Source organism: Nocardia sp. NPDC055321 (assembly GCF_053645575.1).
This window is the reverse complement of sequence record NZ_JBSHMS010000001.1, coordinates 339474-360668: the sequence shown is the minus strand read 5'-3', so window position 1 is coordinate 360668 and position 21195 is coordinate 339474. Positions and strand designations below refer to the sequence as shown.

General features: G+C 69.7%; 20 protein-coding genes. 10 read left to right on the top strand and 10 right to left on the bottom strand.

All coding sequences use genetic code 11. The features are described from left to right. Positions 1-223: 223 nt before the first annotated feature. Positions 224-673, top strand: a complete 450-nt coding sequence (locus tag ACWIGI_RS01595) for a hypothetical protein (RefSeq protein ID WP_454200382.1) — start codon at positions 224-226, stop codon at positions 671-673. 8 nt (positions 674-681) lie between these two features. On the opposite strand, the gene ACWIGI_RS01590 is transcribed toward ACWIGI_RS01595, so the two are convergent. After that, the gene (locus ACWIGI_RS01590; protein WP_454200381.1) at positions 682-2034 is read right to left on the bottom strand and encodes an oxygenase MpaB family protein; all 1353 of its coding nucleotides are present in this window, start codon (positions 2032-2034) and stop codon (positions 682-684) included. 3 nt (positions 2035-2037) lie between these two features. Continuing rightward, complete coding sequence (locus ACWIGI_RS01585; RefSeq protein WP_454200380.1) at positions 2038-3048, bottom strand: oxygenase MpaB family protein; 1011 nt, start codon at positions 3046-3048, stop codon at positions 2038-2040. A gap of 140 nt (positions 3049-3188) precedes the next feature. Here ACWIGI_RS01585 and ACWIGI_RS01580 point away from each other — a divergent pair, with 140 nt between their 5' ends. After that, entirely contained in the window at positions 3189-3782 is a 594-nt protein-coding gene (locus ACWIGI_RS01580) for a TetR/AcrR family transcriptional regulator (protein ID WP_454200379.1), read from the top strand. 40 nt (positions 3783-3822) lie between these two features. Here ACWIGI_RS01580 and hpnE read toward each other — a convergent pair whose 3' ends face one another. From hpnE to ACWIGI_RS01555, 5 genes are all read right to left on the bottom strand, one after another. Next, positions 3823-5196: a hydroxysqualene dehydroxylase HpnE gene (gene hpnE / locus ACWIGI_RS01575; protein ID WP_454200378.1), complete on the bottom strand. Its 1374-nt coding sequence runs from the start codon at positions 5194-5196 to the stop codon at positions 3823-3825. 164 nt (positions 5197-5360) lie between these two features. Next, positions 5361-6764, bottom strand: coding sequence for an amino acid permease (locus ACWIGI_RS01570; protein WP_454200377.1), 1404 nt, complete (start codon positions 6762-6764; stop codon positions 5361-5363). A 152-nt stretch (positions 6765-6916) separates the two neighbouring features. After that, on the bottom strand, positions 6917-7336 hold the full coding sequence (locus ACWIGI_RS01565) for a pyridoxamine 5'-phosphate oxidase family protein (protein WP_454200376.1): 420 nt from the start codon (positions 7334-7336) through the stop codon (positions 6917-6919). A gap of 73 nt (positions 7337-7409) precedes the next feature. Then, entirely contained in the window at positions 7410-8405 is a 996-nt protein-coding gene (gene ligD, locus ACWIGI_RS01560; protein ID WP_454200375.1) for a non-homologous end-joining DNA ligase, read from the bottom strand. A gap of 104 nt (positions 8406-8509) precedes the next feature. After that, positions 8510-8698, bottom strand: a complete 189-nt coding sequence (locus ACWIGI_RS01555; protein WP_454200374.1) for a hypothetical protein — start codon at positions 8696-8698, stop codon at positions 8510-8512. Positions 8699-8835: 137 nt separating this feature from the next. On the opposite strand from ACWIGI_RS01555, the gene ACWIGI_RS01550 reads away from it, so the two are divergent. Together ACWIGI_RS01550 and ACWIGI_RS01545 are read left to right on the top strand one after the other, a co-directional pair. Continuing rightward, entirely contained in the window at positions 8836-9738 is a 903-nt protein-coding gene (locus ACWIGI_RS01550; protein WP_454200373.1) for an aminoglycoside phosphotransferase family protein, read from the top strand. Between the two features lie 301 nt (positions 9739-10039). After that, positions 10040-10837: an SDR family NAD(P)-dependent oxidoreductase gene (locus ACWIGI_RS01545; RefSeq protein ID WP_454200372.1), complete on the top strand. Its 798-nt coding sequence runs from the start codon at positions 10040-10042 to the stop codon at positions 10835-10837. 78 nt (positions 10838-10915) lie between these two features. Here the strand turns inward: ACWIGI_RS01545 and ligA are convergent, their stop codons facing one another. Continuing rightward, positions 10916-12904: an NAD-dependent DNA ligase LigA gene (gene ligA / locus ACWIGI_RS01540; protein ID WP_454200371.1), complete on the bottom strand. Its 1989-nt coding sequence runs from the start codon at positions 12902-12904 to the stop codon at positions 10916-10918. A 195-nt stretch (positions 12905-13099) separates the two neighbouring features. Between ligA and ACWIGI_RS01535 the strand changes: the two genes are divergently transcribed. After that, complete coding sequence (locus tag ACWIGI_RS01535) at positions 13100-14329, top strand: helix-turn-helix domain-containing protein (RefSeq protein ID WP_454200370.1); 1230 nt, start codon at positions 13100-13102, stop codon at positions 14327-14329. 2 nt (positions 14330-14331) lie between these two features. Here ACWIGI_RS01535 and ACWIGI_RS01530 read toward each other — a convergent pair whose 3' ends face one another. Continuing rightward, positions 14332-14532 carry a hypothetical protein gene (locus tag ACWIGI_RS01530; protein ID WP_454200369.1) on the bottom strand — a complete coding sequence of 67 codons (201 nt, stop codon included), beginning with the start codon at positions 14530-14532 and terminating at the stop codon, positions 14332-14334. Between the two features lie 97 nt (positions 14533-14629). Between ACWIGI_RS01530 and ACWIGI_RS01525 the strand changes: the two genes are divergently transcribed. Further along, complete coding sequence (locus ACWIGI_RS01525; RefSeq protein ID WP_454200368.1) at positions 14630-15916, top strand: helix-turn-helix domain-containing protein; 1287 nt, start codon at positions 14630-14632, stop codon at positions 15914-15916. A 12-nt stretch (positions 15917-15928) separates the two neighbouring features. On the opposite strand, the gene ACWIGI_RS01520 is transcribed toward ACWIGI_RS01525, so the two are convergent. Then, positions 15929-16738, bottom strand: a complete 810-nt coding sequence (locus ACWIGI_RS01520; protein WP_454200367.1) for an HAD family hydrolase — start codon at positions 16736-16738, stop codon at positions 15929-15931. A gap of 344 nt (positions 16739-17082) precedes the next feature. Here ACWIGI_RS01520 and ACWIGI_RS01515 point away from each other — a divergent pair, with 344 nt between their 5' ends. The 4 genes from ACWIGI_RS01515 to ACWIGI_RS01500 all read left to right on the top strand — a co-directional run bounded on the left by ACWIGI_RS01515 (position 17083) and on the right by ACWIGI_RS01500 (position 21191). Beyond that, positions 17083-17535 carry a hypothetical protein gene (locus ACWIGI_RS01515; RefSeq protein ID WP_454200366.1) on the top strand — a complete coding sequence of 151 codons (453 nt, stop codon included), beginning with the start codon at positions 17083-17085 and terminating at the stop codon, positions 17533-17535. 9 nt (positions 17536-17544) lie between these two features. Continuing rightward, the gene (locus ACWIGI_RS01510) at positions 17545-17700 is read left to right on the top strand and encodes a hypothetical protein (protein ID WP_454200365.1); all 156 of its coding nucleotides are present in this window, start codon (positions 17545-17547) and stop codon (positions 17698-17700) included. Between the two features lie 50 nt (positions 17701-17750). Continuing rightward, entirely contained in the window at positions 17751-18665 is a 915-nt protein-coding gene (locus ACWIGI_RS01505; protein ID WP_454200364.1) for a 2-hydroxyacid dehydrogenase, read from the top strand. Positions 18666-19268: 603 nt separating this feature from the next. Next, a complete protein-coding gene (locus ACWIGI_RS01500; protein WP_454200593.1) occupies positions 19269-21191 on the top strand; it encodes a heavy metal translocating P-type ATPase in 1923 nt (640 codons plus the stop codon). Positions 21192-21195: the final 4 nt, after the last annotated feature.

Genomic DNA, 21195 nt, shown 5'->3' with positions numbered 1-21195 from the left:
CTCATCGCCGCGGAGGCCGGTCGTGCTTGCAGAGCCGACCTGTCCCTTCGCTATCCGCGGCACGATCCCGCGCACAGTTGCCCAGGGGCGTGGCTTTCGGCACGATCCCGACCGCGTGGTCGACCACGCGCGCCCGGCGGGCCGGGATCCGCCGCGTCATCCGGCGGGTCGCTCCGGTACGTGCTGCTCGGTCGGCGCGCGAGAATCCGAACCGGTCCCGACCGTGACCGGGCGGCCGTGCGACGGCGTGCCCGCACCGTCCGGCCGGGGCTATGTTTGGGAGGGGGTGCGCTGGCAACTACCTGGCGAGGAGGTGTGGGGCGTGGTCAACGACGTGGAGAAGAAGTGGAACGACCCGGGGGCGCTGCGCAGGGCCGGCCGGTACGTGCTCGGGGTGCTGATCGTCGCGGCGGTGTCGGCCGCGATCGTGCTGGTGTGGGCGGCGGCGCGGAACCAGTGTCTCGACGCCGACACGATGCTGTGTGACACGACCTCGCGGGTCATCGTGGGACTGTTGCCGGGCGGGGTGTTGCTGGCCGGGGGCGTCGGGGCTTTCGTGATCACCATCCGGGAGTGGGCGGCGGGGCGGACCTGGCCCATCTGGCAGGGGGCCGGGTGGTTCCTGTTCGTCCTGATGACCGCTTACCTGACCATCGCGGGATCGGCGCGCTGAGCGGCCGCTCATCTCGGGCAGCGGACCGGATCGTCCGCCGAGGCGTCGTGGTGGTCGAACGGGGTGCCGCGGATTCCGGCGCGGGCGGCCAGGAAGCGGGCGAGGCGAATATTGCGCTGCCAGAACGGGTCGTACCCGGCGGTGCGGCGGCCGGCGCGGGCGCGAGCACCGGGGAGCCGGTCGTCGAGGGCGCGCAGGCGAACCGCCGTGGTCGCGGCGGTGGCGGTCAGGGCCGACCAGGGCCGGACCGGTACATCGCGTAACGGCGTGTCCGCCAGCAGGGTTCGCACCAGCGGTTCGCTGCTGTAGAAGGCGAAGGCCCCGAGCACCGGCGCGGTGCTCAGGCGGCGCAGGCGCGCGGCGGGGGTGGTACCGGCCAGGCGCCGAGTAGCCGCGCCCGCCATCCTCGCGGTCCAGTCCGGCGCGACACCGGCCGTCGCGACCATGTAGTCCACCATCTCCATTCCCTCGGCGGCCGAGCGCGGGATCAGCTCCTCCGCGACGCCGAACACGTAGGCGATGTACGCCCAGTAGTGCATGACGTCGTCGAGTTCTCCTGTCGTGCAGCGGCGTCCGTGCACGTGATCGAAGCAGATCGGGGTGAGCCCGAAGGTGACGGCCGCACCCATCGTGGTGGCGTTCGAGATGGGGCTCCCGTGCCCGGCGAAATGCGCGTCGCCCCACCGGCGCCGGAGCATGGCGCGGACCTGCGCGTGCATGAGGCGCACCCGGACGGTGTCGTGCAGGATCGGATTCCGGCGTTCGAGCGCGCCCGGCGCGGTGACGCTGCCGAACCAGACGGCGGATTCGAGATTGCGCCGGTAGGTGTCGTTCACGAACCGACCGGTGGCCCCGACGGCCGAGGCGACCTCCGCGCCGACGAAGGTGCCCATGAAATCCTGCACGCCCATGGCCATCTTCCCGGCGGTGGAGACGTTGATCCAGCGCCGGCGCCCGCGTTCCCAGCGATCGGGGTCGAACCACGCGGGTGGGTCGTCCAGCCGGGCGATCACGCGCACCAGTTCCGGCGCCGGGTCGTCGACGCTGTCGATCCCGTGTGCCAGGGCCTGATCGAGCTGCCGTCGGCCGGCGGCGGTACCCACGCGGCGGAATGCGGCGACCAGCGCGTCCATCGGTTCGTCGCCCTGCCACAGGTGATCGGCCATGAGCCGGGTGCGCGGGGTGTCGGCGGGTTCGAGCCGGACATCGAGCCACGGCGACAGCATTGCCCGGCGCGGTGCGAACCACAGGTCGGACGGCACGGCCCGGGGCGGCGCAGGCCGCAGGGGCAGACCCGGCCGGTAGTAGTAGTCGTAGGGATGCGCTCCGGTCACGGGCGGGGAGTCGCTGTGCGGCACCATCGTTCAGAATCCTGTCAGCTGACGGAATGCGGTGATCGCGTCGCCGCCCGGGGCGTGGACGGGACAGTAATGCTTGGGATCGTCCCGGTTCTCCGGTGCGGGCCAGAGCATTTCCGGCGCCTGCGGCGGGCCCAGGGTGGCGGGGCGTTTCCCGGCGACGCGGCGGCGCGCGGCCCGGATCCGCGGGAAGGAGTAGTTCACCGCGTCCGGAGTCACGCGGTGCAGGGCGGACAGGAGCCGGCACAGCCGATCGAAGACCCACTGATCGCGGGCGGTCCAGCCGAATCCCATGGTCCGGCGGATCGCCGGATCGCACAGGCCGATGGTCACGAACCGCACCAGGCGCGCACCCGGCGGACGAATCACACGCTCCCACAGCGGATCCGGCAGGTGCCGCAGCACCGGGAACGGCGGCACCGGCGCGGCGCCGATGAGGTCGAACACGTCCCGCGCGGCCCGGGTCGGTTCCAGGGTGTCCCGGCACATGTCCCGCCAATAGCGCTGGAACTCCGGCCAACTCGGCGGCACCACCCGCATGCTCATGCCGTAGTGCTCGTACCACCGGTAATGCTCACGCCAGAGTTGTTCGCGCTGTGCGCCACTGAGCCCGCCCATGAAGAGCTCGGCGGTGCGCAGGGTCTGCACGAAGAACACCGCGTGCGCCCAGTAGAAGGTCGTGGGATCGAGCGCGTGATACCTGCGGCCCCGGGCGTCCACGCCCCTGATGGCGCGGTGGTACCCGACGATCTCCCGCGCGGTCTCGCGCGCCCGCGGACCGTCGAACACCACCCCGACGATCGGGTACGCCGAGCGCAGCACCCGCTGATACGGTTCGCTCGCGATCTCGGAGTGGAACTCCACGCCCGCGCCCAGCCCGGGATGCATGTTCTGCACCATGCCCATGAAGAACCCGGTCGGGGCGTAATAGAGCGATCCGAAGATCTTCCAGGTCAACGATTCCGGGCCGAGGGCGATCGGTTCTCGCTCGCTGTCCGCGGCGGCATATGTCACCATGGCCACAGGCTGACACGAATATTTACTCGCGTTCAATTCGCGTTCCGAACCGCGACGGAAAAGACATGCCACCGAGACGACAGCTTCCGAAAACCCCTGCCGGCCAGCGCAGATCGCCGCGACAGGACCGCTCCCGGGCCATGGTCGCGCGCATCGTCGACGCCGCCGAGCGGGTGCTCATCGCCCACGGATACGACGGGGCCTCGACCAATCGCATCGCCGAGACCGCGGGCATCAGCCCGGGTTCGCTGTATCAGTACTTCCCGAACAAGGACGCGGTGGTCGCCGCGGTCATCGAGCGGTACACCGGCGCGGTCGCCGATCGGGTCCGGGCGCGGGTCATGGCGAATCTGACCGGCAGGCCGGAGATCGCTGTGCCGGAGACCATTTCCGAACTGCTCGACGCGCTCGGCACCGATCGCGAACTGCTGCGCGCGGTGGTCGAGCAGACCCCGCGCCTGTCCGGGGGCGCGAGGGTGCTCGCGTTCGAACAGCAGATCGGCGAACTCGCCCGCCTCGCCCTGACCATGCGGTCACGCGCCATCCCCCGGTCCGTCGACTTCGACGCCACCGCCTGGATGCTCGTGCGCACGGTGGAGCACCTCACCATCCGGTACATCCTCGACGCCCCGCCCATCCCCCGCGAGCGCTTCCTGGCCGACATCACCCGCCTGATACTCAACTACTTCCACGAGCCGCCGGGCGCGGATCGACCGCGAGCCGGACGCGAGTAGCCCGGGGCGCCCGGCGGATTCGTGATGTGGCCGGGCCGTGTCACCGCCCGGCCGGCACGGGATCGGGCAGCGCCAGCAGCAGGTCCACCGCGCGGGCCGCGCTCTGGGCCGCGCTCTCCATGGTCGCGGACCAGTCGGTGCGGGTCCAGTCGCCCGCCAGCACCAGGGTGGGCACCGAGGTGCGCTGCGCGGGCCGCAGGCCGTCGGTTCCCACCACCTGCGAGAACGTGGCGCGGGGCATCGGAACCACCTGCGCGTGCAGGACTTTCGCGTCCGCGGCGGCCGGGTAGTAGCGGCGCAGCAGCGCCATCTGCTCGTCCACCACCTCGTGGCTGGGTTTGTGGATCTGCGCGTAGGCCCCGCTCGTGGTCAGGCAGTACAGCCAGCCGTTCGCGGTGTCCCGGCCGTGCATGCGCTGGCGGTCGAAGACCTGATCGACGACCTCCGCGCCACCGATGAGCGCCTCCATCGCACCCTCGGTGCCCAGCGGCCGGTCCAGGTACAGGTTGGTGCTCACGATCGGGGTGAAGCCCAATTTGTCGGCGGCGGCGTAGATCTCGTCGTGCTCGGGCAGCTCGTCCAGCAGTCCCCCGAGGGTGGAGTTGGGCACCGCGCAGACGACGGCGTCGGCGGGCACGGTCTCGCCGTCGTCCAGGAGCACACCGGTCACGGCGCCGTCGCGCACCAGGATGCGCCGGGCCACCGCCCGGTAGCGCACCTGTACCCCGGTGCGTTCGAAGAGCCGTTGGGCGCCGGTGACGAACAGGGTGTCCAGGTCGGTGGTCGGATAGCCGATGCTGACCGCCCGCCGATGCTTGACGCCCAGGCGAATTCCGGTCGCGAGCACATCGGCGAAGACCTTGGCCGATTCCTGCCGGACGGGTTCGGCGGCGATGCCCAGGGCCAGCCAATCCCAGAGGGCCTCGCGGGCGGTCGCGGGCATGCCGACCCGCCGGAACCACTGGTCGGTGGTGAGTTCGGCGAGATCGGCGGGCTGGTTCAGGCACTGCCAGCCCAGGCGCGCGGTGGCGATCGCGGCGCGGGCCCGATCGGCGGCCGAGGCGTCGGGGTGTGCGCCCAGCAGCGAGCGCAGCGCGTGAAATCCCTTGGTGCCCATCATCGTGGCGCGCCCGCCGGGCCAGCGCAGGACGCCCTTGTGCGGGAACGCCACGTAGTCGCGGGTGCCGACGCTGTTCAGGTAGCGGAACAGGTGGTCGTATCCGCTGGCGATGACGTGCTGGCCGTTGTCCGGAACATCGTGCAGCTGAGCGACTTCCAGCGCGTGGGTGCGCCCGCCCAGCCTCCCCCGCCGCTCCAGCAGCGTCACCTGTTTGCCGGCCTCGGCCAGCCAGACGGCGGAGGCCAGGCCCGCGAGCCCGCCCCCGATCACCACGTACCGTCGCTGATCGTTCATGTGCGCTCCCGGAGGCAGAACCTACCAGGGCAACGTAGCCCCGCGACCGCGCGGCCGTCCGAGAATTCGGCGAAACATACTGGGTCGCGCGGAATCCCGGGTCGCGCGGGAAGACAACGGCGGCGGCCACCCGTCCGGGTGACCGCCGCCGCGCACGGACCGGCCTAGGTCTCGGCGTGCCGGCGCGCGAGGAGTGGATACGCCGCGCACACCAGCGCGCCCCACACCGCGCCGACGATGATCGCGGTGCGGCCGGCCTCGGTGAAGAACAGCAGCACCACCACCAGGACCAGGAACCCCAGTGCCAGCGCGGTGGTGACCGGCGCGCCCGGCAGGCGGTAGTCGCTCGCGGGCAGCAGCCCCCGCCGCACCCGGGCGCGGTACAGGAAGTGGCAGATCAGGATCATGCCCCAGACGAAGATGATGCCGATCGTGGACACCGAGGTGATGTACGCGAACGCCTTGTCCGGCGAGAAGTAGTTCACCCCGACGCCGATCACCATGACCGCCGCCGACAGCGCGATGCCCGCCGCGGGCACCGACCGCGAGCTGAGCGTGCCGAGCCGGGCCGGGGCCTCCTCGCGCTGGGCGAGGCTGCGCAGCATGCGCCCGGTGGAGTAGATGCCGGAGTTGCAGGACGAGAGCGCCGCGGTGAGCAGTACGAAGTTGATGATGGCGGCCGCGCCGGGAATGCCGATCTGCTCGAACACCTCCACGAAGGGACTGCGCCCGGAATGGAAGGTTCGCCAGCTCGAGACCGACATGATGACGATGAGCGCGCCGATGTAGAACAGGCCGATGCGGAACGGCAGGGTGTTGATGGCCTTGCGCAGGGTGCGCTTGGGGTCGCGGGCCTCGCCGGCGGTGACGCCGACCAGCTCCACGCCCACGTAGGCGAACAGCACGATCTGCAGCACCAGCAGCGCCTGGCCGAAGCCGTTCGGGAACACGCCGCCGTCGTTCCACAGGTTGGTGACCGTCGGGTTGCTCGCGTTCCCGAAGTGGAACACCAGCACGCCGATGCCGATGAGAATCATGGCCACGATGGCGGTGACCTTGATGGTCGAGAACCAGAACTCGCCCTCGCCGAACAGGCGCACCGAGACCAGATTCGCCAGGAACATGATGCCCAGGACCACGAGCGCGGTCACCCACTGCGGAATGTCGAACCAGTACTGCACGTACTTGCCGGCCACGGTGATCTCGGCCATGCAGGTCGCGACCCAGACCGCCCAGTAGGTCCACCCGGTGGCGTAGCCGGCGAAGCGGCCGAGGAACTCGTTGGCGTATTCGGCGAAGCTGCCCGCGACCGGGCGATAGGTCAGCAGTTCCCCGAGAGCCCGCATGATCACGAAGATGGCCAGGCCGGCCGCCAGATAGGCGAGGATGAGCGCCGGTCCCGCCTGTTCGATCGCTCCGCCCGCACCGTAGAACAGGCCGGTGCCGATGGCGCCGCCGATCGCGATCATCTGGATGGTGCGGGGCGAGAGGCCGCGCGCATACCCCTCGTCGGTGGTGGCCGAGCCGGGCTCGGCCGCCGGTCTTTCCGTGCTGTTCGAGGCTGTCAAGAACGTTCCTTCCACACGTGCGTGCGGCCGCACCGAGCCTCGCCGTCGTGCGCGCGGGACGCCGGGGACCGCGCCGAGCTTGCCGACGGGTTGCCGAGCTCGGTCCAAGGCGTGTCAGATTACCGGAGGCGACCGGCGCGTCCAGACCAGAGTTACCGGTCGGTATCCACCTCGACCAGCTCCAGGCCGGTGACCACCTCGGTCTCGATCCGGATGACGTGATCGGTCGGCATATTGACCCACGGATCGAGCAGGGTCACATAGCGCCGCACCTGTTCTCGGTCGGTGACCACCCGGGCCACACCGGTGACGATGACGCTCCAGCCGCTGCGGGTCTGCTCGTCGAAGTCGTCCGCCTCGTAGGCGACCACCTGCCCGTCACCCTGCAGCAGACCCGCGCCCAGGTGCGCGCGCACCAGGATGGCATCGAGCTCGACAATGTGGTTCACGGGCCGAATGATCGGAACACCGCGGCGGGAGAAGCATATTCGGCCGTATTGCGCACCGGCCAAGCGTTTCAGTGAATCGGCAGCCGAGAGCTCGCGCAGCTTTCGTTCACCATCGCCGACCATCCCTCCGATTGTGGTCGAAACTTCCGATTTATGCCAATTATGTTGCGACAACGCACGGTTCGGACTGCAATACTCAGCGCACCGGAGGCACGTCGACCTGGGCCGGAACCTTGTCGGTGCGCAGGCCCTTCCAGCTCGGCATGCGCAGTCGCCCGCCCCGGAATTCGCGGTACTGCACGTCCCCCACCAGGATCGTCTCGACCCAGTGCCAGCCGCCGGCCGCCGCCTCGGGCGGCGACTGCTCGAAAGGGCTTGCCGGGGCCGCGATCTGATCGAGCGTGTCGCGAATGGCGCGCCGCGCCGCCTGGGTGAAACCGGTGCCGACATTGCCGAGGAAGACCAATCGCCCGTTCTCGTCGTGCGCGCCGAGCACCAGCGAGCCGAAGGTCGATTGCATCGCGCCGGTGCCCGGCGTCCAGCCCGCGACCACCACTTCGGTGTTGTTCCGCAGGGGCGTTTTGATCCAGGCGGGCGAGCGCCGCCCCGGAAGATAGACGGAATCGACGCGTTTGGAGACGATTCCTTCCAGCCGATGCTCTTCCGCGGCGTAAAGCAACTTCCTGGCGTCCATGCCGACCCAGTGCGGCGGCGCGGAGAGCGGGGCGGGCAGTTCCAGTTCGGCGAGCCGCGCCCGGCGGTCCAGATAGGTCTCGCCCGTGGTGTCCAGATCGCCGATCGTCAGGACGTCGAAGACGAAGAAGCGCACGGGCACCTCGGCCAGCAGCTGCTCGCCGGGACGCTCCACATGCATGCGCCGCTGCAGCAGGCCGAAGGACGGCGCGCCGTCGCGTTCGGGGGCGACGATCTCACCGTCCAGCACGAGGGTTCCGTTGCCCGGCACGGCTTTCAACGCCGCCACCACCTCGGGATACGACGATCCCACCGCGTTGCCCGCCCGGCTGTAGAGCGCGCACTCACCGTCCCGGCGCACCGCGATGATGCGGACCCCGTCCCATTTCATCTCCACCGCCCAGTCCGGGCCGTTCGGCGGACGACCGGCGGTCGCCAGCATGGGCGCGGGAACGTGCGCGAGCGGCCAGACCACGGCGGCCGCTACCCGCGCCGGCAATCGGACATGGTGAACATGCCCGGGAGTTTGCCTCCGGATCGCGGGCGGCTCGCGGCGGCTCGCCGGGGCCGGTCCCGGTTGTTACCCCGGGGCCGACGGACCCCCTACTTGGCGGAGATGCCCTGCCTGCGCAGCACGTCCAGGACCTCGCCGTAGCTGAGCGAGGACGTGACGTCCAGGGTCTCGGACGCGGCGTCGGTGCTGACCGCGGTCACCGAGTCCATGCCGCGCAGGGCCTGCTCGGCGAGATTGGCTTCGCTGGCGAAATGCGGCAATTCGAACCTGTAGCCCATGACGGCCACCCTTTCGACGGGTTCCACTGACACCCCCGCAGTAGCCGGATCGGCGCGAGTCAAACGTGTGACGGCGACGACCGCCGCTTCTCCCCTGCGCCACAGCCGTTCTCGCCGCGTCCGTCTAGGGTCGAGCCATGATCGCGATTCCGGCGGCTTTCGACCGGCTCACCGTGGAGCGGGAGGGCGCGACCGGTCGCGCGTGGATCGCGACGCTGCCGGGCCTGCTCGACGAACTGCTGGACCGCTGGTCGTGCACCCCGGTGGGAGCGCCCCTGCACGGTCACGTCGGGGTCATCGTCCCGGTGCGGCACCCGGACCTGCCACCGGCGGTCCTGAAGGTCTCGTTCCCCCATCCGGGCAACGTCAACGAACCCGATGCCTTCCAGGTCTGGGACGGGCGCGGGGCCGCGCGGCTGTTCCGCCGGGACGACGACCGTTTCGCCATGCTGCTCGAGCGGGCGAGTTCGCGGACACTGGCCACCGTCACCGATCACGAACGGGCACTGCGGATTCAGGGCGCGCTCACGCGCCGGCTGGCGGTTCCGGCGCCGCCCGGGCTGCCGGCCCTGGCCGACGCGGCACTGCGCTGGGAGCGCGAGATGATGTCGAACGCGGCGGCTTTCGGCCATCCGCTGCCGGACGCGGTCTACGCTCCGGCGCTGGCCACGCTGCGCGAGCTCGGCCCGGACCAGCCCGCGACGCTGGTGCACGGCGATCTGCACGACGCCAACATCCTCGCCTCCGACCGCGAACCCTGGCTGGTCGTGGATCCCAAGGGACACACGGGCGACCCGGCCATCGACGCGCTCAACGTGATTCGCAGTCCGCGATACCTGGAGTTGCTGCACAGCGCGGAGCTGCGGTCGCGGGTGCGGCGGCTGCTGCACATCTATTGCGACGCGGCCGAACTCGACTTCGACCGCACGCGGCGGTGGACGCAGGCCGGGGCGGTTCGTGAGGCGCTGTGGGGCAGGGCGCACGGCGATCCCGACTGGCTGGTCGAGGCCACGGACAGGCTGGCGGAGGCGCTGACCTGATCGCCGTGGTCGGTGCGCACATGCCCGTTGAACGGCCGCGCGAACACCGATCGACACAGCGCACGCATGGCGGTCGATACGGCGAGTGGACGCCGGTCGACTCAGCGCGACCGGGGGCGGCGTAGAACGCCGATATGCACTGAACATCAACGGCATTCGTGGTCTGTCGCGGGGTGTCGAGGGCGGTGCCGACGGGGGCCGTCGACCGGCCCGTGGCGCGGCCGCTGCCGCGGGCTGTCATTGTGTTGGGCAACGACATGAGGATGGGCGCGCCGACACGCGTCCCGGTGAGGAACACGACATGAGCTTCGCGGACAAGTACGGACCCTGCGCGCTGGTGGTGGGCGCGGCCATCGGATTGGGGGCCGAGTTCAGCCGCCAACTCGCCGCGCAGGGCTTGGATTTGATCCTGGTGTCGCTCGAGGACGACGAACTCGCCGCGCTGGCCAAGGAACTCGAAGCCGCGCACGGGATTCGGGCGCAGACCGTCGCGGGCGACATCACGGCGCCGGAGACCCTCGACCGGATCGAGCTGTGCGCGGCAGGCGCCGAAATCGGGCTGGTCGTGTACAACGCGGGGCTGTCGATCTGCGGAGAATGGCTCGATACGCCGCTGGAGAGTCATCTGAAGGTGCTGGACGTCAACGTCACCGGCATGTACCGGGTCGTGCACCGCTACGCCGCGCCGATGCTCGAGCGCGGCCGCGGCGGCGTCATCCTGCTCAGCTCGATGTCCGGGTTGCTCGGCACCCCGATGTACGCGTCCTACGCGAGCACCAAGGCCCTCACCCTGCACCTGGCCGAAACCCTGTGGGAGGAATGGCGATCCAAGGGCGTGGACATCACCGCCGTCATCCCCGGCGCGACCGAGACCCCGGGGTATCGCAAGGACAACCCCCGCGACAACCGCTCCACCCCCGATGTCATGCCGGTGGGTCCGGTGGTGGCCGCGGGCCTGAACGCGCTCGGCCGGCGTCCGTCGGTGATTCCGGGACGGCTCAACAAATTCAGCGGCACGCTGCTGACCAGGCTGCTCCCCCGACGGACCGCCATCGCCATCATGGGACGCTCCATGCGCTCGACCTACGGCGGCCGGTGACCCGGCGGAACTCACGCCCGGGAATCCGTTCGCGGCCGATCTATCCGGGCGGCGAACGGATTCCGCGATCGCGATCGGCTAGACGACCTTCGCGTCGATGAGCAGGGTCCAGATCTCGGCCTGATCCACCACCCGCACACCGAGTTTCTCGGCCTTGGTGAGTTTGCTTTCGCCGACGCCCGCGCCGGTGATCAGCATGTCGGTGTTGGCCGAGACCGACGACGCGGCGGTGGCGCCGGCCTTCTCGCACAGGCGCTGGAAGGTCGGGCGGGCCACCTTCTCCCCCGAGCGGGGATCGGCCAGCGCGCCGGTGATGACGACCGTCTTACCCGCCAGCGGGGCGCCCGCGGCCACGACCGGGGGCAGGTCCTCGGCGCGAACGTCCAGGGAGACACCGTATTCGCGCAGGCGCTCGAGCTCCGGGCGCAGCCGGGCCAGGTGCGAGGTCAGCGAGGCGGCCACCTTGGCGCCGATGTCCTCGACCTCGACCAGGCGCTCCTCGCCCGCGTCGGCGACCTCCTCCAGCGAACCGAAGCCCGCGCGGGCCAGGCGGGCCGCGGTGCCCTCCGAGGCCATGGGAATCGACAGGCCGATCAGGGCGCGGCGCAGGCCGACCTGCCGGCTGGCGTCGATCGAGTCGATCATGCGCTGCGCGGAAACCTCACCGACGCGGTCGAATTCGAGGAGCTGGTCCTTGGTGAGGGTGTAGAAGTCCGAGGGGTTCTCCAGGATGCCGGCTTCGGCGAGCCGCTCGATCCACACCTGCCCGATGGCGTCGATGTCCGCCGCCGCGCGCGAGGCCCAGTGGATGAGCCTGCGCACCGACTGGGCGGGGCAGGAGGCGTTGGTGCAGAACAGTTCCCGGCTGTTGCCCTGTTCGGTGACCGGCTGCGCGCAGGACGGGCAGACGATCGGGGCGAGGATGTCGATCTCCTCGCCGGTGCGCTTGGCGGCGTCGAGAACGCCCGCCACGAACGGGATCACGTCGCCCGCGCGGCGCACCAGGACCGTGTCGCCGACCTTGATGTCGCGGGCGCGGATCACCTCCTGGTTGGCCAGGGTGGCCTTGGTGACGGTGGTGCCGCCCACGAAGACCGGCTCGAGCCAGGCCACGGGGACGATCTTGCCGGTCTTGCCGACGTCCCAGATGACCTCGCGCAGCAGGGTGGTCTTCTCCTCGGCGGCGAACTTGAACGCCAGGGCCCCGCGCGGGGAGTTGGAGCGGGTTCCGGCCGCCGCGTAGGCATCTCGATCCGCCAGCCGCAGCACCGCGCCGTCGAGGTCGTAGTCCAGGTCGTTGCGATCGGTTTCGATGACGCCGATCGCGGCCTGCGCCTGCTCGGCGTCGTCGCAGTGCCGCATCCGCGCACCCGCGATGCCGAGGGTGCGCAGGCCCTCCTCCAGATCGACGGCGGTGTCCTCGTCGGTGTCGAGGTCGAAGCCGAAGAACTGCAGGCGCCGCTCGGCGACCGTGGCCGGGTCCTTGGCGCGCAGCGTGCCCGCCGCGGCGTTGCGCGGGTTGATCAGCGGCTTGTCCGGGTGCGCGGTGTTGTAGGCGAGGAAGGTCGAGCGCAGCATGACCGCCTCACCGCGCACCTCCACCCGACCCGGGGTGTCGATGCGGTCGGGCACGCCGTCGACCAGCGCGCGCACCAGCGGGGTCACGTCGTCGCCGGTGGTGCCGTCGCCGCGGGTCGCCGCGTACTGCAGTCGCCCCTCCTCGTAGACCAGCGCCAGCGACAGGCCGTCCAGCTTGGGCATGACGACGACCGACTGGCCCGGGAAGCGGTCCAGGAACGCCGCGACCTGCTCGGGCTTGGTGGCCTTCTCCAGCGAGAGCATGGGCCGCGAATGCCGGATCGGGGCGTGCAGCACCCCGGGCGCGCCGACCTGCTCCAGCGGGTTCGGGTCGGGCGCGAGTTCAGGGTTGGCCTCGATCAGCGCGCGCAGCTCGTCCTCGACGGCGTCGTACTCGGCGTCCGCGACCAGCGGCGCGCCCTGATAGTAGGCCTCGCGCAGCTCCACGATGCGGTGCGCGAGCTCTCGGATGTTTTCCCCAATGTCCACGCACGGGACGCTACCCATAAGCACTGACAGGCGGGTGAACCGACCGGTATCGATGGGCGCGAATCACCGGCCCGTCCGGTCGGACTGCTGCGCTCGACGGTGCGTCCCCGGCGTGTCTCGGGCTGCGGTCGTGAGTTGGCGGTCAAACGACACGCGGGTGGTCGAATCTCGAGACAATCGGGTATGGCGAGCGACATGACCACCGCCACCCTGGGTGCGAGAGTGCGCTTATCCCGGCTGACAGGCGATCTCGGTATCGCCGAACTGAGCGCGCTGGGCGGTTGGCCCGAGGATTGGCTGCGTGCCGTCGAGCAGGATCGGATCACGCCGGACAGGTACGCCGTACTGGACAGACTGGCCAACCTGCTGCGTGTCGACGCCGCGTGGTTACTGGGGCAGCCGTATCAGGCAGGCGAATACGGCCGGTCCGAGGAACACCGGGCGGTCCCCGCGCTGCGGGCCGCGCTGCGCGGAACCAGTCTCATCCTGGCCGGGTATCCGGCGATCCGGGCGCCATCGCATGCACCGGACCCGCAGGCGCTGCGGGTCGAGATCGAGAACGTGGTCCGCAGGCGTCAGGCAGCGCGCTTACCCGAAGTGATGCTCGTGCTGCCCGCGCTGGTCGAGAAGGTGAACGGCTGCCTGCTCGACGCGGCGGACACGGGCGAGATCGCCGGCGCGTACCGGCTCTTGGTCAAGCTGAGCCAGGTCGCGCGCATGGCACTGAACAAGCTGGGATACCACGATTTGGCGTGGACGGTCGTCGACAACGCAGCCATCGCCGCCGGCCGTTCCGGGGACGCGGTGCTGCCCGCCTGCGCGGCGTGGGAACGATGCGGGGTGCTGCTGCACACCGGATCCGCGGCCCAGGTCATCGAGGTGGCCGCAGCCGCGATGGACGACATCGCCTGCCGCCCCGGCACTCCCGAGCCGCAGACCCTCTCGCTCTACGGTGCACTCGCCCTTCGATGTGCGGTCGCGGCGGCTCGGCGCGACGACTCCCGCTCGGCGTGGCGGTATCTCAGCGAGGCCGAAAACACTGCGGATCGAATCGGTGCTGATCGCAACGACTTTCAGACGGTCTTCGGGCACGGCAATGTGTCCATTCACGCGACGGAGATCGCGGTCGAACTGGAGCTGCCCGAGTGCGCCCTGCGCTATCACGCCAGAGTCGATGCGAGATCGGTGCCGAGCCGTGAACGCCGCACCCGGCACGGTATCGACGTCGCCCGGGCCCACGCGCAACTCGGCGATGACGTGACCGCGACCCGTGTGCTGCGCGCGGCGGCGAACCTCGCGCCGCACTACGTGTACGGCCATCCGCTGGCTCGCGGATTGGTCACGAACCTGCTCCGGCGGGCGCGGCCTGGTGCCGTCGACGCGGGACTGCGCGACCTCGGGCCGGCCATGGGGCTGGGTGGGTGAGGTCAGCTCGCTGATCGCCGGGCACCGTCGAAAAGTGCCGTGACGGAGACGAATACCATCACCGCCGTGCTCCAGTCGCTCAGTATTCCGGCGAGCGTGCCGAATCCGGCGCTCACCGCCAGTACGAACAGCGGGTAGACGATCGATTCCGGGGATGACGGAGGGGTCTGGTTCTCCCCGGAGGGAGTGGGCTGGGTGCTCATCTGCTCATTCCAAGATCGGTATTCGAGTTCTTCCGATTCGAAGAATGACCAATCTCGGTGTCGCACATCGTCAGATACTTGACGGTTTCGCCTGAAAATGGCGAACCGTCAAGTATCTGACGGTTTTACGACACCGGAGAAATACACTGAAAACGTGGCCCCGAGCACCCCCGCCGCGGTGACGATCGGCTCTCGGATACGACGATCACGGCGGACCAAGAAGATGAGTCAGGCTACTCTGGCCGGCCTGGTCGAGCGCTCCGAATCGTGGATGCGAGGCGTGGAGGCCGGTCGGATCAATCTGGACAAGTACTCGGTGATCGATCGCCTCGCGGACGTACTCGACGTCGATGTCACGTGGCTGCTAGGCCAGCCCTTCGGGATAAGTCAGGATCCGGGCCACCAGGCCGTCCCGGCACTGCGGATGGCATTGCGGCGCACCGGACTCGGCCTGTCCGGGCATCCGGGCCTGCGCACGGTGACGCCGATGCCGCTGCTGACCGACCTGCGTGCCGACGTGGATCGGATCACGCGACGCAGGCAGGCCGCCAACCTCTTCGAGGTCATGCGCGAGCTGCCCGGACTGGCCGAGTCCCTGAACACAGCCGCGTTCACCGTGTCCGGGACCGAGCGTGAGATGGTCGACGGACTGATCATCGAGACCTCGCACGTGGCCCGCACTGTTCTGAATCAACTCGGCTTCCACGATCTGGCGTGGACCGCGGTCGAGAACGCTACCGTCGCCGCCGCACGTCTCGGGGATCCGTTGCTGCGCGCGTGCTCGGCCTGGGAGCGCTGCGGGGTGCTGCTGCACACCGACGCCCCGGACGAGGTATTCCCGATCGCCGAAGCGGCACTGACGGACATGGAGGCGCTGATGGGAGCGCCCACGCCGCGAGCCCTCTCGCTGTGGGGTGCGCTGCACCTGCGGTGCGCTGTCGCCTCGGCGCGCCGGCACGACGCCGCATCGGCGTGGGCCCACCTCTCCGAAGCGGAAGCCGCGGCTGCACGAATCGGCGTGGACCGTAACGACTTTCAGACCGTGTTCGGCCCCACCAACTGCCACATCCACGCGGCGGAGATAGCGGTCGCACTTGATCAGCCCGATATCGCCCTCGAACGGCACTCGGCCATCAACCTTGCGCTCCTGCGGTCGAAGGAACGGCATACGCGGCACCGCATCGAGATCGCGCGCGCCTGCGGGCGGATGCGCCACGACAGCGCCGCAGTCGACCAGCTCAACCGGGCGATCCGGCTGGCTCCGCAGTACGTCTACAACCACCCGTCGGTCCGGGATCTGATCGACGAGCTGGGGCATCGCGCCCAGCCCAGCGCGGTCGACGCTGGGCTGGGCGCGATTCAGCGGGCACTGCGACGAGCGTGACGAAATGGCGCGCTACGCGGTGGTCTCCGCGAAGATCGGGACAGCGGGCGCACCGTAATCAGAGTCGGCGCACCGCTCGTCCTGGTCGGAGAAGGCGCGATGGTTGGCTTCGACGTAAGCGGTCACCTGGTCGAGTTGACGATTGTGCGCGTCGGTCAGCGGATCGACGATCAGGGCCCGCATGCCGACCTGCCTCGCGACGCCGTCGCGGTTTTCGCGGTCGCCGACCATCAAGGTCTCGGCGGCACTGGTTCCGAGCCGCTCCAGCATTTTTGTGAAGATCGCCGGATCGGGTTTCTGGATTCCGACGTCGTACGACAGGACGAAGGCTTGTTCATCGATCTTGTTGAACGGGTGTTCGCTAAAGAACCCTTTGATGTCGAAATGAATATTGCTCAGCACGCCGATCTGGCAGCCACTGTCGATCAATGTCTCGATAGTTTCGGCCGCATCGACGGCAAAGGTGTTGAACCTCGGATCCGAGTCGACATCCCAGAGCGCCTTGGCGAGATCGTCATCCAGCCCCGCGTCGCGGAACACACCGAAATAAGTTTGGTGGTGCCGATCTTTGCTGGTATTGCCGTTTGGATCCTGAAGCCGGCTAAGCAATTCTGGGGTGTGGATCTTGCCGAGCACGTCGTCGATGGCGACTTCTTCTATTCTCGCGTTCTTACCCCTACCGTCCAGTTTCCTCAGCGCCTCTCGCACCCATCCCCGCGAGTCGAGCTCTGTGACAAGTGTTCCGCGCCAATCGAAGACGACCGCGGTGATCCGGACCGTCGGAGAAGACGGCGGATCCGACATGAAATTTGGATTCGACATAGACCGACATCAGATCAAAAACTAAAGCAGGACACAAGAATAGGACGAAAGACACGCGGAGCGTACGTCAGTGGCGAGCACGCGATCATCCGATTCAGCACCCGCAGCGAACCGGCCGCAAGTTTCCCAAAAACCCTAATCCGCTAAGTAGCCGACAATCCTGGCAGCCAGCCCTAGGGGACGTCGTATACCCATCGACTTCCGGGAAAGGCGTATCGACGCCCCACCCGGGCACCAGCCCGCAGAATTCCTACGCCCGCAGCGGCGGGTGCGGGCGGCGGCGCGCCGCGAACAACGCTCCGATACCCAGGTTTGATGCCTCGAGCAGCGGGAATTGCAGCACCATGTTCACCATCATCGGGCTCATCGCCCTCCTCGGCGCGGTGGCCATCGGAGTCGCCGGCATCCAGGCCAACAGCGGCGAAAACCATATGCTTCCCAATGGTTTCACCGTATTCGACCACGCGTACGGCGGCTCGGCGGGGCTGCTGTTCGCCTACGGCATCCTCATCGGCGCCGTGGGCACCTGCGGGCTCATCATGATGCTCGCGGGGCTGTGGACCACCTCGCGGCGCGGCGCCGTCGCCCGCCGAGAGCTGAGACAGTCACGTCGCGAAATGGCCGCGGCGCGAACCGAACTCAGCAAGCCCGTACCGCCTGCGACGCCGAAACCCGCGGCCAAGCCCGCGCCGGCCGCACCCGCTCAGGAACCGACCTGGTCGTTCAACAAGTTCCTGAACCGCACCCAGAGCTCCAAACCGGTGGGCTCCGGCACGGCGGATTCGCTCTCGAAATAGGAAATGATCATGGTTATTTTAGGTCTTGTCCTGCTCATCGCCGGTTGGCTGCTCGGCTTCTCGCTGCTGACCACCATCGGCATCATTCTGCTGATCGCGGGCGTCGTCCTGTGGGCGCTCGGCTCGGCCGGGCGACCGGTCGGCGGGCGGCGCTGGTATTACTGACGTTCGGCTGTGACAGAGCGCCGCGGGGCCCATCCGCTAGCGTCGCACCCATGACGGTGACGGTGCTTGTTCCGGATGATTACGGCCTCGCGGCGCTCTCGCGCGTGGACGGGGTGCACGCGCTGCGGTTCACACCCGGCGAGCCGCTGCCCGAGGGCGCCGAGAAGACCGAGGTTCTGGTTCCCGGATTCCTGGTGGGTCCCGAGGCCGCGGCCATCGTGCACGCGCTGCCCGGACTGCGCCTGGTGCAGCTGCTCACCGCGGGCGCGGAATCCTGGGTCGGGAAAGTGCCGGAGGGCGTGCGCATCTCGATCGCGCGCGGCGCGCACGGGGCCAGCACCGCCGAATGGGTCATGACCGGACTGCTCACCGTGTACCGCGAGTTCACCGGCTTCGCGGCGGCGCAGCGCGAGCATCGCTGGACCCAGCACCAGACCGACACCCTGCACGGCAAACGCGTCCTGATCGTCGGCGCGGGCAATCTCGCAGAGGAGCTCGGGCGCATGCTCGCCCCGTTCGGCGCCACGGTCACGCTGGTTGGCACGACGGCGCGCGAGGGGGTGCACGGGGTCGACGAATTGCCTTCGCTGCTGGGCGATTTCGACGCCTTGGTGCTCATGGTTCCGGTGACGAGCCGGACGATCGGTCTGGTGGACGCGGCCTTCCTGTCCCGCATGGCCGACGGGGCGATCCTGGTGAACGCCGCGCGCGGCCCGGTGGTCCGCACCGACGATCTGCTCGCCGAGCTCCGGACCGGCCGCCTGCGCGCGATTCTCGACGTCACCGACCCCGAGCCCCTGCCCCCGGACCATCCGCTCTGGGACGCCCCGGGCCTGCTGCTCACCCCGCACGTGGGCGGCAGCAGCCGCGGCAGCCGGGAACGCGGCTGGGCGATCGCCACCGAGGAGATCGCGCGCTACGTGGCGGGCGAGGAACCCCGCAACCTGGTCCGCGGCGAGTACTGATCCCGCCAACCGTCCCTCACAAGGTCCCCAGCTCAACCCACAAGCCGCGTTCCCCACCCCCACTGCGCCGCCGAAAGCACCTCACCCACCGATACCCTCCTAGGGTATATAGTCGGAATCATGTCCGCTGATCATGCTTCGTCCGGTTCCGGCGCAGACCCGACCCCCACGGGCCACGAGCACGAGCGACACCCGGCCCACCCCGCCACCGACATGACCGCTGCCGCAGACCATTTCGGCCACGGCGCGGCGCCCGGCAACGGCGGACACACCGGTCCCGGCACTCACACCGAATCCGCCGAGCACGCCGCTCGCGGCTGGCACGACGGCCACCGCGACTCGGCCGGGCACGGCGACGACGAGCGCGAGAGTCGGGACTCGAACCACGACGGACATGACGCAGCCGTGCACGACGGTCCCGAGGGGCATGACGGCCAGAGCGATTCAACCGCGCACGGCGGCCACGACGGGCACGGCGAACATGCCGGGCACGACGCCCACTCCGGGCACGACGCCCACTCCGGGCACGACGCCCACTCCGGGCACGGCGGGCACTCCGGGCACGGGGACCACGTGGGCATGTTCCGGCGCCTGTTCTGGATCATGCTCGTGATCGCCATCCCGACCGTGGCGGCGGACATGATGTTCGCGGACCTGGTGGGGTACGACGTGCCGTCGGCGCTGCGGTGGGTCTCACCGGCGCTGGGCACGCTCATGTACATCTGGGGCGGGCGGCCGTTCCTGACCGGGGCGGTCAGCGAGATAAGGGCGCGGCAGCCGGGCATGATGCTGCTCATCGCGCTGGCCATCACGGTGGCGTTCGTCGCGTCCTGGGGCTCCACGCTCGGGGTGCTGTCGCACGAACTGGATTTCTGGTGGGAACTGGCGCTGCTCATCGTGATCATGCTGCTCGGGCACTGGATCGAGATGCGATCGCTCGGGCAGGCCTCCAACGCGCTGGAGTCCCTCGCCGCACTGCTGCCCGACGAGGCCGAGCGGGTCGGGGACGACGGGTCCGTCACCACGGTCACGCTGGATTCGCTGCGGACCGGCGACCTGGTCGTGGTGCGGCCGGGCGGCCGGGTCCCCGCGGACGGAACAGTGGAATCCGGCACCGCCGACGTCGACGAATCCATGGTGACCGGTGAATCGCGCCCGGTGCGGCGCACGGCCGGAGATCCGGTGATCGCCGGCACCGTCACCACCGATTCCGCACTGCGCGTACGTATTTCGGCGGTCGGCGCGGACACCGCGCTGGCCGGCATCCAGCGCCTGGTCGCCGAGGCGCAGAACTCGACCTCGCGCGCGCAGGTGCTCGCCGATCGCGCGGCGGGCTGGCTGTTCTGGTTCGCCTCGGGCGCGGCGGTGCTGACCGCGATCGTGTGGACCCTGCTCGGCGAGCCGGATTCGGCGGTGACGCGCACCATCACCGTGCTGGTCATCGCCTGCCCGCACGCGCTCGGCCTGGCCATTCCGCTGGTGGTGTCGATCGCCACCGAACGCGCGGCCAAGGCGGGCATCCTCATCACCGATCGCCGGGCGCTCGAGGCCATGCGGACCGTGGACGCGGTGCTGTTCGACAAGACCGGCACCCTGACCCGCGGCGAACCGGCCGTGGCGGGGGTGGCCGCCACGACGGCGGCGACGAGTGCGAACGAGGTCGTCGCCCTGGCCGCGGCCGCGGAATCGGACAGCGAGCATCCCCTCGGCCGCGCCATCGTGCAGGCCGCCGCCGACCGCGGGCTCACCGTGCCCGTGGCCGGAGACTTCGCCGCCCGCAACGGAATCGGGGTCACCGCGACCGTGGGCGGCGCGACGGTGAGCGTGGGCGGACCCGGCATGCTGGCCGAGCACGGCCTCGATCCCGCGCCCGAAGCGGCCGCGTGGGCCGACGAGGGTTCGACGGTGCTGCACGTGCTGCGCGACGGCGTGGTGGTCGGCGCACTGGCCCTGGCCGACGAGATCCGGCCCGAATCCGAGCGCGCGGTCGCCGATCTGCACGCCCGGGGCATTCACGTCGCCATGATCACCGGTGACGCCGAGCCGGTGGCCCGCACGGTGGCCGCCCGGCTCGGCATCGACGAGGTGTTCGCCGGCGTGCTGCCGCAGGACAAGGGCGCGAAGGTCCAGGCGCTGCAGGACGCGGGCCACCGGGTGGCCATGGTGGGCGACGGCGTCAACGACGCCCCGGCGCTCGCCCGCGCCGATGTCGGCATCGCCATCGGGGCCGGCACCGACGTCGCCATCGCCTCGGCGGGGGTCGTGCTCGCCAGCGACGACCCGCGGTCGGTGGTCTCGGTCATCACCCTCTCGAAAGCGACCTACCGCAAGATGATTCAGAATCTGGTCTGGGCGGCGGGGTACAACATCATCGCGGTCCCGCTGGCCGCGGGCGTGCTGGCGCCCTGGGGCATCACGTTGCCCATGGAGGTCGGCGCCCTGCTCATGTCGGCGTCCACGGTCGTCGTCGCGGTCAACGCGCAATTGCTGCGCCGCCTGGATCTGCGCCCGGCGCCGCTCGAGTAACCGG

Excerpts from the sequence above, each read along its gene's own strand:
- hpnE (WP_454200378.1), bottom strand. The coding sequence starts at position 5,196 with ATGAACGATCAGCGACGGTACGTGGTGATCGGGGGCGGGCTCGCGGGC.
- ACWIGI_RS01565 (WP_454200376.1), bottom strand. The coding sequence starts at position 7,336 with ATGGTCGGCGATGGTGAACGAAAGCTGCGCGAGCTCTCGGCTGCCGAT.
- ACWIGI_RS01590 (WP_454200381.1), bottom strand. The coding sequence starts at position 2,034 with ATGGTGCCGCACAGCGACTCCCCGCCCGTGACCGGAGCGCATCCCTAC.
- ACWIGI_RS01535 (WP_454200370.1), top strand. The coding sequence starts at position 13,100 with ATGACCACCGCCACCCTGGGTGCGAGAGTGCGCTTATCCCGGCTGACA.
- ACWIGI_RS01505 (WP_454200364.1), top strand. The coding sequence starts at position 17,751 with ATGACGGTGACGGTGCTTGTTCCGGATGATTACGGCCTCGCGGCGCTC.
- ACWIGI_RS01510 (WP_454200365.1), top strand. The coding sequence starts at position 17,545 with ATGGTTATTTTAGGTCTTGTCCTGCTCATCGCCGGTTGGCTGCTCGGC.
- ACWIGI_RS01520 (WP_454200367.1), bottom strand. The coding sequence starts at position 16,738 with ATGTCGAATCCAAATTTCATGTCGGATCCGCCGTCTTCTCCGACGGTC.
- ACWIGI_RS01525 (WP_454200368.1), top strand. The coding sequence starts at position 14,630 with ATGGCGAACCGTCAAGTATCTGACGGTTTTACGACACCGGAGAAATAC.
- ACWIGI_RS01515 (WP_454200366.1), top strand. The coding sequence starts at position 17,083 with ATGTTCACCATCATCGGGCTCATCGCCCTCCTCGGCGCGGTGGCCATC.
- ACWIGI_RS01550 (WP_454200373.1), top strand. The coding sequence starts at position 8,836 with ATGATCGCGATTCCGGCGGCTTTCGACCGGCTCACCGTGGAGCGGGAG.
- ACWIGI_RS01555 (WP_454200374.1), bottom strand. The coding sequence starts at position 8,698 with ATGGGCTACAGGTTCGAATTGCCGCATTTCGCCAGCGAAGCCAATCTC.
- ACWIGI_RS01500 (WP_454200593.1), top strand. The coding sequence starts at position 19,269 with ATGCTCGTGATCGCCATCCCGACCGTGGCGGCGGACATGATGTTCGCG.
- ACWIGI_RS01530 (WP_454200369.1), bottom strand. The coding sequence starts at position 14,532 with ATGAGCACCCAGCCCACTCCCTCCGGGGAGAACCAGACCCCTCCGTCA.
- ACWIGI_RS01585 (WP_454200380.1), bottom strand. The coding sequence starts at position 3,048 with ATGGTGACATATGCCGCCGCGGACAGCGAGCGAGAACCGATCGCCCTC.
- ACWIGI_RS01580 (WP_454200379.1), top strand. The coding sequence starts at position 3,189 with ATGGTCGCGCGCATCGTCGACGCCGCCGAGCGGGTGCTCATCGCCCAC.
- ACWIGI_RS01545 (WP_454200372.1), top strand. The coding sequence starts at position 10,040 with ATGAGCTTCGCGGACAAGTACGGACCCTGCGCGCTGGTGGTGGGCGCG.